15 protein-coding genes are annotated in these 14,695 nt (G+C 42.2%); 14 read left to right on the top strand and 1 reads right to left on the bottom strand.

What is annotated here, in order from left to right; genetic code table 11:
* Positions 1-2 precede the first annotated feature (2 nt).
* From J8M00_RS11630 to J8M00_RS11565, 14 genes are read left to right on the top strand one after another with little or no spacing between them, the layout of a single operon-like run.
* Positions 3-1,022, top strand: coding sequence for a radical SAM/SPASM domain-containing protein (locus J8M00_RS11630; protein WP_247687345.1), 1,020 nt, complete (start codon positions 3-5; stop codon positions 1,020-1,022).
* A 54-nt stretch (positions 1,023-1,076) separates the two neighbouring features.
* The gene (locus J8M00_RS11625) at positions 1,077-1,721 is read left to right on the top strand and encodes a formyltransferase family protein (RefSeq protein WP_247687344.1); all 645 of its coding nucleotides are present in this window, start codon (positions 1,077-1,079) and stop codon (positions 1,719-1,721) included.
* The gene (locus tag J8M00_RS11620) at positions 1,718-2,989 is read left to right on the top strand and encodes a hypothetical protein (protein WP_211010409.1); all 1,272 of its coding nucleotides are present in this window, start codon (positions 1,718-1,720) and stop codon (positions 2,987-2,989) included. Before J8M00_RS11625 ends, J8M00_RS11620 begins: the two co-directional genes overlap by 4 nt.
* Positions 2,982-3,485 (top strand): WbuC family cupin fold metalloprotein, encoded by a 504-nt coding sequence (locus J8M00_RS11615; RefSeq protein WP_211010408.1) that lies wholly within the window; start codon positions 2,982-2,984, stop codon positions 3,483-3,485. The genes J8M00_RS11620 and J8M00_RS11615 overlap by 8 nt, the downstream gene beginning before the upstream one ends.
* Positions 3,478-4,686, top strand: a complete 1,209-nt coding sequence (locus J8M00_RS11610; protein ID WP_211010407.1) for a DegT/DnrJ/EryC1/StrS family aminotransferase — start codon at positions 3,478-3,480, stop codon at positions 4,684-4,686. The genes J8M00_RS11615 and J8M00_RS11610 overlap by 8 nt, the downstream gene beginning before the upstream one ends.
* Positions 4,687-4,696: 10 nt before the next feature.
* Positions 4,697-5,989, top strand: coding sequence for a class I SAM-dependent methyltransferase (locus J8M00_RS11605; protein ID WP_211010406.1), 1,293 nt, complete (start codon positions 4,697-4,699; stop codon positions 5,987-5,989).
* Complete coding sequence (locus tag J8M00_RS11600; protein WP_211010405.1) at positions 5,970-7,031, top strand: Gfo/Idh/MocA family protein; 1,062 nt, start codon at positions 5,970-5,972, stop codon at positions 7,029-7,031. Before J8M00_RS11605 ends, J8M00_RS11600 begins: the two co-directional genes overlap by 20 nt.
* Positions 7,010-7,897, top strand: a complete 888-nt coding sequence (locus J8M00_RS11595; protein WP_211010404.1) for an SDR family oxidoreductase — start codon at positions 7,010-7,012, stop codon at positions 7,895-7,897. The genes J8M00_RS11600 and J8M00_RS11595 overlap by 22 nt, the downstream gene beginning before the upstream one ends.
* Positions 7,885-9,348, top strand: a complete 1,464-nt coding sequence (locus J8M00_RS11590; protein ID WP_211010403.1) for a PfkB family carbohydrate kinase — start codon at positions 7,885-7,887, stop codon at positions 9,346-9,348. Before J8M00_RS11595 ends, J8M00_RS11590 begins: the two co-directional genes overlap by 13 nt.
* A 1-nt stretch (position 9,349) precedes the next feature.
* A complete protein-coding gene (locus J8M00_RS11585; protein ID WP_211010402.1) occupies positions 9,350-10,051 on the top strand; it encodes a nucleotidyltransferase family protein in 702 nt (233 codons plus the stop codon).
* Positions 10,052-10,057: 6 nt separating this feature from the next.
* Entirely contained in the window at positions 10,058-11,515 is a 1,458-nt protein-coding gene (locus tag J8M00_RS11580; protein ID WP_211010401.1) for an AMP-binding protein, read from the top strand.
* Positions 11,512-11,769, top strand: a complete 258-nt coding sequence (locus tag J8M00_RS11575; RefSeq protein WP_211010400.1) for an acyl carrier protein — start codon at positions 11,512-11,514, stop codon at positions 11,767-11,769. Before J8M00_RS11580 ends, J8M00_RS11575 begins: the two co-directional genes overlap by 4 nt.
* The gene (locus J8M00_RS11570) at positions 11,762-12,496 is read left to right on the top strand and encodes a hypothetical protein (protein ID WP_211010399.1); all 735 of its coding nucleotides are present in this window, start codon (positions 11,762-11,764) and stop codon (positions 12,494-12,496) included. Before J8M00_RS11575 ends, J8M00_RS11570 begins: the two co-directional genes overlap by 8 nt.
* A complete protein-coding gene (locus tag J8M00_RS11565) occupies positions 12,493-13,326 on the top strand; it encodes an AAC(3) family N-acetyltransferase (RefSeq protein WP_211010398.1) in 834 nt (277 codons plus the stop codon). The genes J8M00_RS11570 and J8M00_RS11565 overlap by 4 nt, the downstream gene beginning before the upstream one ends.
* Here the strand turns inward: J8M00_RS11565 and J8M00_RS11560 are convergent.
* The gene (locus tag J8M00_RS11560; protein WP_247687343.1) at positions 13,305-14,684 is read right to left on the bottom strand and encodes an FAD-dependent oxidoreductase; all 1,380 of its coding nucleotides are present in this window, start codon (positions 14,682-14,684) and stop codon (positions 13,305-13,307) included. The two genes, J8M00_RS11565 and J8M00_RS11560, sit on opposite strands and share 22 nt — an antisense overlap.
* Positions 14,685-14,695 lie beyond the last annotated feature (11 nt).

Genomic DNA, 14,695 nt, shown 5'->3' with positions numbered 1-14,695 from the left:
CTATGAGTGAGAAAAAAATTCCGGTGCCCCATTTACCGCCTAGGTTATTGATGGATCTGTATACTGATTGTAATTTGAAGTGTCCAATGTGCATTGTTCACGGACAACCAGATGCACCAGAATTAAAGGGGATGCTGAAAAAGAGTATGACATTGGCAAACGCCAAGAAAATTCTCGATGAAGCGATGCCAGCAGCTCCTGCTGTTGGCCCTACGCTTTGGAGCGAGCCATTGATGAGCAAAGATATACTCATTCATCTCAAAAGTATGAAAATGAGAAATATGAATATATCCATGAACACAAATGGCTTGTTGATGAATAAGAAAATGTCAAAAGCCCTCATTGAGATTGGTGTAGATAGTATTACTGTGAGTGTTGATGCCACGACACCGGATGTCTTAGAACAAGTTCGTGGCATTAAAAACCTAGATAAAATCAAAAACAATTTATTTACTTTGCTAGAGCTACGAGGCGAACATTCATTACCACGGATCGGGGTTTCTTTGACCAAGCAAGATTGTAACCTACATCAGGTTGATGAATTTGTTGATTATTGGGTCAACATTGTTGATTTTGTCCGCATTGGTGAGATCTTTGAAGAAGGTACTTTTCCTAATGTGTCAGTAGATCATAGTCAACGTAAGCCCTGTCCAGAAATTTACTCGACGATGCCAATTCATACCGATGGCGATGTGTCACTTTGCTGCCTTGATGGTTTCAAAGATCAGGTCGTCGGCAATGTACTGGAAGAGGGTGTATCCGGTGTTTGGAATGGTGATAAACTTAACGAAATCAGACATTACCATGAAACGGGTCAATGGGATAAAGTCCCATTCTGTAAATCATGCGAGCGCTGGTCTTCTTCAGATTACACCGAAGAAGTCGTAGGAGAGGTCTTGATCAGGCGCTCTACTGAATATACTTTCTATAACGATATCCATAAGCTAAACAACTGGCGTGAAAATTGTCGGCATGAAAGGGAACAACAATCCCAACAAATAAATATAAAAATGGTGGATTAACTAATGCATGTTGGCATTTTTACTTACCAAACAGGGCATTTGAAGACCTATCAAATGATCCAAAAATTTTTGGCAAAATCTTATAAAGTTTCACTTTTTGCATTTCCGTTTCAACATAGGCCGCACCAGGCACGCGCCTTTGAAGAACGCCCATATCAAATTATTCCACTAGATATCGAATCGTTCTGTCAAAAAGCTGGTGTGAACTACATTGAAGTCCCTGGATGGGATGAAGCAGGCGCTTCAGTGGTAAACAGCGTCGCACAAAAACCCGATTACTTTATTACCGTGATCGCCAAGATTATTCCTCAACATTTTATTGACGGCAATACCATTATCAATGCCCACCCAGGCCTTCTTCCTGAAAATAGAGGTGTTGATGCATTTAAGTGGTCTATTGTGAATCAGGCGCCTGTTGGTATCAGCTTGCATGTAATTAACCGACATATTGATGCCGGACGTGTACTTAAAAGATTGGAAGTCCCTGTGATAGCAAGCGACAGCTATGATGATCTATGCGCTCGCGCCTATGACATGGAGTGTGATCTTTTGGCAAACTTTGTACAGTATTTGGATAACAACCAAGCTTGCAATGAAGTCGATATTAATTCACCACTGAGTAGAAAAAGCATACCCGAAGAACAAAATCAAAAATTTGACTCTGTTTTTCAAGAATATAAGAAACGCGTTTGTTTATGAATACCCATTTGAATAATGTCATTTTATATGGCATCAACGGAGTCACTGACCTCCTTAATAATAACTTAGATGGCGATAATATTATTGCTACAACCGACGGCAGTGGTGCTTTCGAAGAACAGCCCGTGCTTTCACTGGAGCAGCTTACACAACATAGAGACCGCAATGTCATTATTTGTTCTATTTTTGTTGATGACATTGTTGCATCCCTGCTGTCAATTGGCTTTCACATTGAGCAGATTTTCTTTTTCCATATGGTGAACAACCAAATAGAAAGTGCCTGCGACTTTCTTATCTCCCCTTGTCAAAAAGAAGATATCCTATATGCCATCTATGATTTAGGCAGTTCCATCGCAACATTTGATGCAACGAACTTTGCCGTATTAGCTGAGGCCAAGCGCATTGAGCTAGGTAAAAAGCATATTCATTTTATAGTTGTACCAAAACGAAACTTTCAACAGAGTATTCGGTTGCATGCGGTTCACGCTGAAGACGACGTAAATTGGCGAGTAAACCACATCCTGAACCCACTCTTTCAATGTATTAAGTCAACAACCGGGATCAGCTATTTAAACGCGAGGGAAGAATTAAGCGGGATACTCGGTGAATCCGCACACGTATTTCCGAGTAACTTTTCTTTGCAACACACTCAGCCACAGATGGGCTATCCAGAAATCATCGCGCAAACGCGAAAAGGGGTTGATGTAGCCCATTTAGAAGCGCCTGCGACAGCAAAAAGATTGGTCGACAACTACATTCAACACCATTGTGCTGACAAACAAATTATTACGATCACCATGCGCGAATACAACATGCATGAGCAACGTAATAGCTCAGCCGATGGTTGGTCAAAATTTTTGGCTGAGCTCGATACTGACAAATACTATCCAATTATTATTAGAGATACATACCAAGCGACGACACCAATCGCTGAGTCACTATCACATATAGAGCAGTTCCCACTTGCATCAATGGACCTAACGGTTAGAGTCGCACTGTATCAGCGAGCATTTCTCAACTTTTCGATCCCCACTGGCCCGGCATACATGTTTTACTTTATTAAGCCTTGTCCATCTATTGTATTTAGAACGTTTAATGAAGAGCATTTCTCGACCAGTAAAGTCACAGTGGAGAAAGGCGGATTCTTTTTCGAACAGCAGCCTGAATTTAGACAACATGACAATCAACGTGTTTTTTGGGGTGAGGAGAATTACGAGAATATAACCGCTGCTTTCAATGCTTTTGAAAAAGATTTTGCACATGACTAACGTGTTTTTCAATGACCAAAATACCATTGCTTTTGACCAAGCTGGTATTGCACATCTCAAAGAGGTAGCTCAGGCTCACCCTCAAAAATGTGCGCGATTTTGCCTGCACCATGACAATCAGGCTGGCGTGCAAGAGATGCTTTTAGTCATGCACAGAGACAGTCGATTTGCACCGCACCGCCACCCAAACTACAAATCTGAGTCCATTCATATTGTTGAAGGGAAAATTGGCATGAGTGTGTTTGACCAAAGCGGACAAGTGACACAGCTTAATGTGCTGGCACCAAATGCGCAGTTTTTATTTCGCCTCGAAGGCGGAACATGGCATTTGCCTATTGCACTTAGTGAGTGGGTCGTATTTCACGAGGTGTTTCACGGACCATATAGCAAAGAAGACGACGTTGAATCACTAAGGCATTATCAATCAGAAGCGGCCATAAATTCGCTATACAATCAGTTAATTTCACAATTTAAAGAAATGGAAAGTAATGAGTAAACTTGCAATATTTGGTGGAGAGCCAGCCATACAATCTGCAATGCCAAAACGTGTCGCATTTGGCCAAAATGAAATTACCGCGCTTAATAACGCTGTTGAATTTTATTCTGGTGAAAGTGTTGATCCAGGTTACTTTGGTAAATTTGAACACGAATATTGTGAAAAATTTAACCAGTATATGGGAGGTGGCTATACGACTGCCGTGGCGACGGGAACGGCGGCCTTATATGTCGCGATTGCCGCCCTAGAACTGCCAAAAAACAGTCATATTGTGATGTCCCCTATCACTGACCCAGGCTCATTCAATGCCGCTGTTTTGCAAGGGTTTAAAGTATCCTTGGCCGACACAGCAACGGACAGTTTAAACACCAACTGGACACAAATTGAAAAGGTGCTTACACCAGAAACCAGTGCTATTTTACTCGTGCATTGTGCGGGCATTAACGCTGACATCGAAACCATCGCCAAAAATGCCAAAGCAAGAGGCATTAAGCTCATCGAAGACTGCTCACAATCACCAGGTGCAGAGGTCAACGGCAAAAAATTAGGTACTTTTGGTGATATTTGTGCACTTTCCACCATGTACCGTAAGAGCTTGGCTTCGGGTGGCAGCGGTGGGTTGGTATTTACATTGGATCAAAAACTGCACTACAAATGCCTATCTTACGGCGATCGTGGTAAAGACTTTGAGAATCCAGAATATCAAGAGCGCAATGCTGAAGGCTATTTGTTTCCGGCACTCAATTGGAACACCAATGAATTGTCCTGTGCCATCGGCATCGCTTCTTTGCAGCGACTAGACGACACTATTCGTGATCGCGCTAACTTCTGCAAAGCCTTGACTGATATGATGCAACAGTCAAAATTCTGCACTGTTCCTTCATTTATCGAGGGAACTTCCCCCTTTTTCTTGACTGTTTATTTAGAAGATCTCGGCGTCAGTAAAGCGCAGTTTTGCGATGCGCTGCTTGGCGAAGGTGTCGAGCTAAATCCACATTACAGGTTTGTGATCTCACAATGGCCATGGGCAAAACCGTATTTAACCCAGTTTCATCATACCCCAAATGCTCAGTCTGCCAGAGATCGATCATTCAACATTTATTTGAATGAAAATTATACCACTGATACAGCCAAAGCTATTTTTGCCGCAATCATCAAAGTCGAAAATTACTTTCTGGATCACCTTAGCAAAGAAATGTAAGAGAATTAATATGAATCAGTGTTTAGAACAAGAAAGCAACCGCCATTACCAGCACCGAAACAATTGTCGTTTGTGCCTGAGTACGGACATTCCGTTGGCGATCCCATTTGCACCAACTCCAATTGCAGAAAAATATGTATCTGACCCCAAAGGTGTGAAAACCCCATTATTCCCCGTAGATCTATATATGTGTAATAACTGTGGTCACGTGCAAATTTTAGATGTAATTGACCCTGAATATTTATGGGCTGATTACACCTATCACTCAGGTCAAACTCAGGGAATTATTGACCATTTTAACGATGTTTCCCAACAGATACTTAGCAATTTTGGTCCGTTTAATAAAAAGTTTGTGATCGATGTTGGCAGTAATGACGGTACTTTTTTGAAATGCTTCAAATCACAAGGGTTTAAGGTTCTCGGCATAGATCCAGCGACCGAGATCGCAGCTAAGGCAACCAGTGAAGGCGTTGAAACAATTGCTGATCTAATGACTGAAGCACGCGGTCAACAGATCCAGTCCGAGTACGGTCAGGCAGATCTTGTAACTGCATTTAATGTATTTGCGCACGCAGATGAAATGATTGATTTGCTTAAAGGTATTGTGAAAGTTTTAGATAAAGATGGCCTCTTCGTTTTCGAAGTTTCATATCTAAAAGATATCATCGATAAAATGCTTATCGGAACTATCTTCCATGAGCATTTATGCAATCACTCATTAAAACCTATGATTGCATTCTTAGCCGCACAAGGGTTAGAAGTATTTGACGTAGAACATGTCTCTATTCAGGGCGGATCAATCATTGGCTTTGCCCAGCACAAAAATGGCCCACGCGAAATAAAGCCGTCGGTAGCAGCTATGGTAGACGCTGAAGACAAGGCTATGTTGCACGAATTGGCAACTATGGAACAATTTGTATCTCGCTTTGACGCTATGAAGCAACAAGTACGTGAAGCAGTCCAAAATACGTTAGACAAAGGCGGCGTTGTAGCAGGTTATGGTGCGGCGCGCAGTGGTCCAATGCTATTAACACAATACGAAATCGGCTCGGATGTTAGTGAGGTTTACGACGATCACAAACAAAAAGTGGGGCTTTTCACACCTGGCGATCTGATCCAAGTTAAGCCGACTCAAACCATTAATGAAACGCAGCCCGAGTTGACCGTTATTTTAGCTTGGATACATGCCAAAGCGATTGTCCGTAAGCATGAAGACTATCTTCAAAATGGTGGCCAATTTTTAACATTAACGCCAACCGTTCAATTAATTAATAAAGATAACTATGCCAACTTCATCGCGTAAAATTCGTTTAGGCTTTATTGGGGCTGGCTTTATTGGGCAAATTGCGCATCTTGAAAATTATGCGCAATTGGACAATTGCCAGCTGCACGCAATCGCCGATCTGCGCCCTAACCTCCTAAATCAAGTTGCCGACAAGTTCGGCATAGAAAACCGCTATGGCTCGCATAAAGAGCTTCTGGCAGATGAGCAAATTGATGCGGTCGTTGTTGTCACTGCACGCGCTCATACGGCAGACGTTGTGCGAGATTGTTTGTTGGCTGGCAAGCATGTCTTCAGTGAAAAGCCAATGGCTGGCAACAGCGAGATAGCAAGTGCTTTGGTTCAGCTCGCAGAACAACACGGGTTAGTCTATTGTGTGGGTTACATGAAGCGCTGTGATGCCGGGGTTGTAAAAGCCAAAAGCATATTTGATGAGCTGATGTCTCAAAATACACTCGGTAAACTTTTACAAGTTAGCGCGCAATGTTATATGGGGAATAGTTACTGCAAAGCGGCAGGCTATATCCATGGTGATGAGGCCAGACCAGATATGGTCAGTGAGGCAAATTTTGCGCCGAGTTTTTTAAGCGACAACAATAAGTCGTTATTTGCGCGTTATGTCAATGTTCATTCGCATTTATTGAACTTCATTCGTCACTTTTTAGGCACCAAGCCTTCCGTCGAGTACTTCAATACCCTTTCGCCTTTAGCACATGTCTGCGTTATGCGGGCAAATGAGCAGCTAGTAGTGCTGGAAACCGGAGAAGTTGAGCAAAAGGACTGGCAAGAAAGGTGCACATTTATATTCGAACAAGGTCAATTGATAGTCACATTGCCACCAGCCTTATTGCGCAATGTACCTGCCACAATTGAGCTGCAAAAAAATGCCGAAGTATCTCAGCGCACCCAGTTTCAGGTAGAGTGGTCTTGGGCATTTAAAAATCAAGCAGCTACATTTATAGACAGTGTTCAAAACGGAAATATCAATAACTTGATCTGTGCCAAAGAGGCATTGGTTGATATTGAATTAGCAGAGGATATATGGAAAAAGCTCAGCAATTAACACCGATTATTTTTGGTGCCAGCGGACTACTCGGCGGGCATCTATTCGAGCATTTTCATGCTCAAGATCCGAATACAATTGGTACTTTTGGCCAAAACCCCAAAACGGGGTTAGTCGAGTTTGACTTGGTCAATGGCAATATAGAGACTTTAAATCTGCAAAAGGATCGCAGCTATGTTGCAATTATCTGTGCCTCACTGACAAATATTGGCTATATCAACGCAAACCCGCAAGCCAGCTTTGAAATAAATGTCAGCGCGACGGAGCGGCTTATTCATTCATTGACGGATAGGCAAATCCCGGTGGTGTTTATTTCATCAGACAATGTCTTCCCAGGCCGTGCAGGCGCTTATACAGACGATAATATGGAAGCACCTGTTTCTGAGTATGGTGTGCAAAAGCGTGCTCTTGAAGCAAGGTTAACGGCAATCACCGATAGCAACTGCTGCATCGTAAGGCTTGCGAAAATTATCGGCCAAGCTGGAAAAGATGGCACCATATTGAATGACATTGTCGGCCAATTGCAATCGGGCAACGAAGTAAAAGCAGCTTCAGATCTGATATTTAACCCCACAGCAGTCCAAGATATTGTTTCTGCAATTGAGCACCTAATTAAAGGTCAATACAAAGGCACCTATAACTTTTGTAACCCTCAAGTTTTTAGCCGATTAGATTTAACAAATATGCTTGCTAAATCGTTGCATATTGACCCAGCAACTATCACAGATATTAAGTTTTCAGAGCTCGATAGCTCAGGTAAAAGGCCTCTCAATACAACAATGATCAACTCCTCAATCTTTGATGACTTTGACTTTACAGATGTTGAGACTTGTATTCAAAAAGGGTTGAGTTCATGGTGCAAATAGCCACTTCGAAAAAGTGTGTATTAGTACAGGGTAATTTTGACGTACTGCACCCGGGACATATTCGGCTTTTGAGCTTTGCAAAAGCATGCGGTGACCAATTGGTAGTCGCGGTGAACACTGACAGTGCAATGGCGGTAAAAAGCCGAGTCAGTGAACAACATCGTCTAGAGTTGGTTAATTCACTGGAGTGCGTCGACCATGCATTTTTAACAGGCGATACAGCCGAAAAAATTGTAGAGCAACTTCAACCCTATGCCGTGGTAAAAGGTAAAGAGTTTGAATGCCGGGAAAACCCAGAACTTGATGCCCTCAAAGTCTATGGCGGTAAATTGATTTTTGGTTCTGGTGAGTTTGAAAGTAATGCTGAGCAGTACATCAAAAAAAATAACCGCGTCGCCAGTAACCTCGACTTTTCGGAAGTGCAAGAATATGCCAAACGTCATAGTATCTTGCCCTCCAGCATTGCCAGTACACTAAACCAAGTTAAACAGTTGAATGTACTAGTCATTGGCGAAGTGATTGTCGACGAATATATTCAGGGTACGGCTGTCGGCATGTCTCAAGAGGACCCGACAATTGTGATGACACCGAATAAAACTGAGAAGTTTTTAGGCGGTGCTGCAATCACCGCCGGACACATTAAAGCACTAGGCGCTAAGTCGGTCTCGTTATTCTCTGTCATTGGCAATGATGACGCGGGTGAATACACCAAAGAAAAGGTTTTAAAGTATCAAGTAGACGCACAACTGTTTGTGGATTCAACTCGACCGACACCACTTAAAACCCGCTATCGTGCATCAAACAAAACGCTCCTGAGAGTCAACCAAGTACGGCAGCACAAAATTGCCAAAGAGCTACAAAGAGACATTCTCGAAAAAATAACCGATGTGATCACCTCAGTTGATTTACTGGTGTTTTCAGATTTTAATTACGGTGTTTTACCGCAGCCCTTGGTGGAATCCATTGCCGCCTTGTGTCACGAGCACGGCATAAACGTGGTGGCAGACAGCCAAACATCTTCACAAGTGGGCGATATTTCTCGCTATCATAATATGGACCTTATCACCCCAACAGAAAGAGAAACACGTGTTGCACTAAATAACCCGGATGATGGCTTAGTGATCCTCGCCAACAAGCTGACAAATAGAGCAAGCCCTAAAAACCTTGTTATTACATTAGGTGATGAAGGGATTTTTATTCACGTACCAGACCATAAACATAACAGTTGGGAAAATGATAGATTACCAGCCTTAAACCGCAGCGCCATCGATCCAGCCGGTGCTGGCGATTGCTTTTTAGCGGCAAGTGCCTTAGCACTGTCTGTAAATGCGTCTCCTTGGGAAGCATTCTACCTTGGTAGTCTCGCGGCGGCATGCCAAGTCGGCTCTTTGGGAAACACACCTTTATCACTCAACGTACTTGAACAAGCTATTTCTGAATCATTTAAGTAATATGAAAGCAATACTATTAGCTGCGGGATTAGGTACTCGCTTGCGTCCCCTCACAAATACCATCCCTAAGTGTTTGGTGCCCATCAATGGAGAGCCGTTACTGGGTTTGTGGATCAAAAAACTTATCGCACTGAATGTGGATGAAATTCTCATCAATGTCCACTACTTCGCAGAGCAAGTTGAACAATATGTCGCTCAGTCCCCTTATCGTTCTCGAATTACTTTAGTAAAAGAAGAAAATCTGTTGGGTACTGGGGGAACGCTTATTGCAAACCAAGATTTTTGGAAAGATGACACAACCTTAGTTATTCACGCTGACAACTACTGTGAAGATACACTCAGTGCGATGCTACAAGCGCACAACCAACGACCAACTCACTGTGATGCAACCTTGCTGCTGTTTGAAACGCCACAACCGCAGCAATGTGGTATTGTTGAACTGTCAGATAATGGCGTTATTGCTGCGTTTCATGAAAAAGTTGCCAATCCGCCGGGCAATCTAGCCAGCGGAGCACTGTTTATTTTTTCTGAACACGTGTTTGACAAACATTTATCACATTTTTCAAAAGGTCACTTTTATGAGATCAGTGTCGACTTCGTACCCCTTTTGATTAATAAACTGTATACATATAAAACTTCGGGTCTATATGTCGATATTGGTACACCTACTGCATACAAGAATTTGCAGTCTAAATTAAAGTAGCAAATAATGAGATTAGCCGAGCAGTTACTAAAAGCAAACAATGAAAGTCGCGATGCCCTGCATGTTAATGATCGCGGCTATTCGTATCAGCAGCTGCTGAACATCGCAAATAACATCATGGGTCGTTTGAGTCAAAAGACGCGCAGTATTGGTATTTTAAGTTACAGAGATATCACATATTTTGCTTCAGTGTATGGCTGTGCAACGAGTAATAGAACCTTTGTCCCGCTCGGTGTGAAGTTCCCAATTGAGCGCTTAGTGTCTATCGTACAACAAAGTGCACTTAACACTATTGTTGTTGCTCAGCAGTATGCAGACCTAGCTGAGAAACTGTCTCTGCACCTGCCTGACGTCACATTTATTTATATCGATAATACTGAATCGGAACACTACGCAACCCCGCCTGAAAGTTTGGAGCCCTGTGAGAACAACAATATCGCGTATATTCTCTTCACATCGGGGTCCACAGGAATACCGAAAGGCGTCCCCATTAGTCTCGAAAACTTGCAAAGCTACTTAGACTATATGACTGACTATCTAAAATTGACACCCCAAGATAGAGTCAGTCAAATATTTGACCCCACATTCGATTTAAGTATTCACGATATGTTTGTTACATGGTTAAGTGGCGCATGTCTATACGTTTTACCGGAAGCTGCAATGTTTGCCCCCGGCAAGTTTGCCAAAAAGCATGAAATTACAGTGTGGTTTAGTGTGCCCTCTACAGCCGCCATTATGGCGAAAATAGGCATGCTCAAACCCCAAGCCTACCCTCTACTCAGATATAGCCTGTTTTGTGGAGAGCCACTTCCAGTAGAATTAGCTAGAAAGTTTCAGCTTGCCGCACCAAATAGCCAGGTAATCAACTTATATGGACCAACAGAAGCCACTATCGCCTGTACCCACCATATTTTTGAGCTTGAGCGGGAATATAGCCACAGCTATATCCCAATAGGCACTTGCTTCTCGCATATGCAAATGGCACTAAATGCTCAAAGTGAATTACTAATTTCTGGTAAGCAAGTGTTTTCAGGTTATTTAAATAACCCAACAAAAACCCGTGATTCATTTGATGTTATCGACGGACGGAGGTTTTACCGCACGGGTGACATCGCCAAATACAATCATCTAAACGAATTAGAGTATGTCTCACGTCTTGACGATCAGGTTAAAATACAGGGATATAGAATAGAACTGTCAGAGATAGACACGCTAAGTAAAGCATTAATCAGCAACCCGCTGGTACAGAGCATTGCTTACCCTAAAGGTGCACCACAATTCATTGCTTTATTTATTTGTGGTCAGGCCGATAAAAATATTGAACAGCAATTAATGACTAGTTTAAAGTCCAAATTACCCAGCTACATGATCCCAAAAAAGGTTCTATGGCTAAATGATATGCCATTGAATTCAAATGGTAAAATAGACAAACTAGCCTTGTATGCTATGTTGGAGAAAGAATGAGCTTAGCAAAAAACATCGAAGAAACAATTTATCAAACACTGGCTGAAAAGCACAGTGATGACGTTATCAATACCATCAATAAGGATGAAAGCCTTATCACCACAGGCCTGTTAGACTCAATGGATTTCATTACTATGTTGATGAACATAGAAAATACCTTCGATCTTGATATTGATTTTGAAGACGCTGATCCTGTCGCCTTTACTGCTATTAACGGCCTAGTAAAACTGCTTAGTGAACAACAAAATGCCTAATAAAGCGAACTGGCAGCAAATTTACAGCACAGAATATGTGAAAGCACCCGAGTGCTGGAAAACATGTGGTGGCTATTGCTGTAAAAACTTCTACGGTGAACACTTCAATATTCTTGATAAAAACGGGGTTTCATTACCCTTGTTAGAAAAAGAATATGAGTACTACCAATCTATTGGTGGTATTAGCAATATTACAGAGCCGCCCAAAAAGCGTACCTTTAACTTATCCAACGGTAAGTCTTTTAGTATATATTTACTCTCCTGTAACTGTGGGGGCGTTTGCGAGCCTCACGGCCATAGACCCTTGATATGCAGAATTTATCCATACTTTCCTGTGGTTGATGCCACAGGAACTATTTATGACTTTGAATACGCTGCACTGATGGATTTATTCTACCGAGACCCTGATGCTGAACATAAATGTACGCTCGTAAGAGAGCAATCGGAGCGTATAAAACGGGAGCTCACGATAAGTTTACGGCCTTTGTTACAAGACCCTGAAGTTGTATTTGTATTCCGCTGCTTAAAAGAGCTCGTAGATAGGCTAAAACTTAAAATGAACGGCTATATTAATACCTTAGACGAAAAGCAACTCAAGAAATTTATCAGTAAGTATGAGTGGATGATCCTCTCAGGAAAACCATGGAAAGACAAAGCCTTTGCACAACGTATTGATGATATCTATGACGAAGTCAAAGCAGCATTTGGAGGGAAAGATTTCTTATGAAGGCCAGCTCAACACAAGATATAAAAAATACATTGGCCGAGGTCGGTATAAACAAAAGTGACAATGTCTTTATACACTCATCTCTGTTTACATTAGGAAGAGTGAGCGATGTTACACCGAGAGATATACCCGCCGCCCTACTAAATTGCTTCGAACATGCAGTAGGAAAACAAGGCAATATATTTATGCCTTGTTTTAATTATGACTACCCTAGAACGCGTAGTGAAGATCTCCGCTCTCAAGAGACCGTTTTAGGCTATTGGCCGGAGTGGTTTCGAAATCAAGATCAAGTTTCTCGCTCAGGGCATCCCATGTTCTCAATATGTGGCCGCGGTCCAGATGCACAGCAGATTTGCAGATCAGAGCAACCAGAATTTTTTGCATTTGGTGAAAACTCGACTTTTGAGCGGCTGATTAATTCCGATAGTGTGCTAATTCTTCAAGGTATAGGTATGCGTGTTGCAACCGTCGTTGTTCAAATTGAGGCAATGCTCAATTTAAAATATCGCTTTAACAAACCCTTTATGGGTGAAGTCACACTCGCCAATGGTCAGATGGTAAAAGACAACTTTTACCACTTTTGTTTTCCGATAAATAACGCGTATCGTGAAGATTACTCTCAACTTGAGCAATCGTTGCTGGTAAACAACATTATGAAGAAACAAACATTGGGTCGTTCATTTATCTATGGCATTCGCATGAAAGCCCTGTATGAGTTTATTAAGCAACTAACACAAAAAGATCAATACGCGCTGTTAAACTGCCGCCCACAATCGCTCTATCGCTTTGAAGACGGCAAAGAAGTTAGTTACCCAGCCCCTAAATATTGATTTATTTCATTGAATGCGGCAACCAGTACATCTGCTTGCCGCCACTGCTTACCACCTGAACGACCAGAAATAATGATATTGTCGACACTACTTGCCAAGGTACTGTAATTTTTTTCATTATTTTGTTCAAATGCTTCTGTGGGAACAGGAAACGTATTGTGTATGACTTGCTTAACATGACTTAAACATGTTGCGTTGGGGTCGACAACTTGCATCTCTTTTAACTCATGCATGATTGCATCCAGCTGATAATTTTCCACCTCCTCTGGGCGACACAGTATTTCTGCGGACAAGGTGTTAAATTCACTTTGAGGGTTTAAATTAGGATACAGTGTAAGTCGAAATATATCGCTATATTTATCCCAAACCCACAGGTAATGCGACTGTTTGTCGACTAAAGGCTTGCTGAGATTTAAATGGAAAACAATGGCTGTTCTTAACTCAGGTCTATTCGCGACAACTGGCAATCCAAGCGCGTTGAGCGCAATAAATGGCGGAGCACTCCAAAACAGCAAATCACACTCCAGCGCCTGTGGCTCCCCTTCGATAAATACTTTCTCAACTTTGCGTGCTCGTGTTTCCAAAGATGAAATTTTGCAATTGCACCGAATATCAACACCCGCCTGCTCCACTTTAGTTTTTAAGTAGTCGACCCAAGCTTGAATACCACAATGTGAGGTAGGGTAATAATAATCAGGTGTCGAAGAGGCATCTTTTTGCTGCCTTGCAATAAAATGAGCCTCAGTTTGATAACCCAGTTTAGCGTCAAATACCGGCAGATCCTTTAGTGCATTTGCGACCTCAGCATCAAAAGCCAAAATGCGCGTAAAGCCGAATAAACCCGCGCCCATCGTCAACTTCGAAAGATCAGTGTGACGTCCATATAACTTTTCTAGAATTGGCTTAATAATATGCTGTGTAAACGTCTCACCTAACACTTCTTGGCAATAAGGCATGATGTGATTTTGGCTTGAAGGGGTAGTACTTTGAATTAATTCTGAACACCCTTGTTGATATGTCGCTACATCAAGCTTCTTACTATCTGCAAATGGTGAGTTAAGGTCCCATGAGCCACCAAAATAATTACCCGACTTGAGTTTTTTAATCACATTCCAATGATTGCCTTGCTCATTTGGGGCGCCAAATAAAAGGGTATCGAGCTCTTCGATCCCTGTCGCATTGGGGATATGAGAACCCATATCATAGTAAGCCCCTAGATCATCTTTGACAGAGCGAAACAGACCGCCGACTTCATCACTTTGTTCAATAAGCGTGACTTCTTTAAAATTGCGTTTTAGTAGTAGCGCAGCCATTAAGCCACAGATGCCACCACCCACTACCACTGCTTTATTTTGCATAATTGCCTCTT

This window comes from Pseudoalteromonas luteoviolacea, assembly GCF_018100925.1.
GTDB classification, from domain to species: domain Bacteria; phylum Pseudomonadota; class Gammaproteobacteria; order Enterobacterales; family Alteromonadaceae; genus Pseudoalteromonas; species Pseudoalteromonas obscura.
This window is presented reverse-complemented; position numbering and strand designations above follow the sequence as displayed.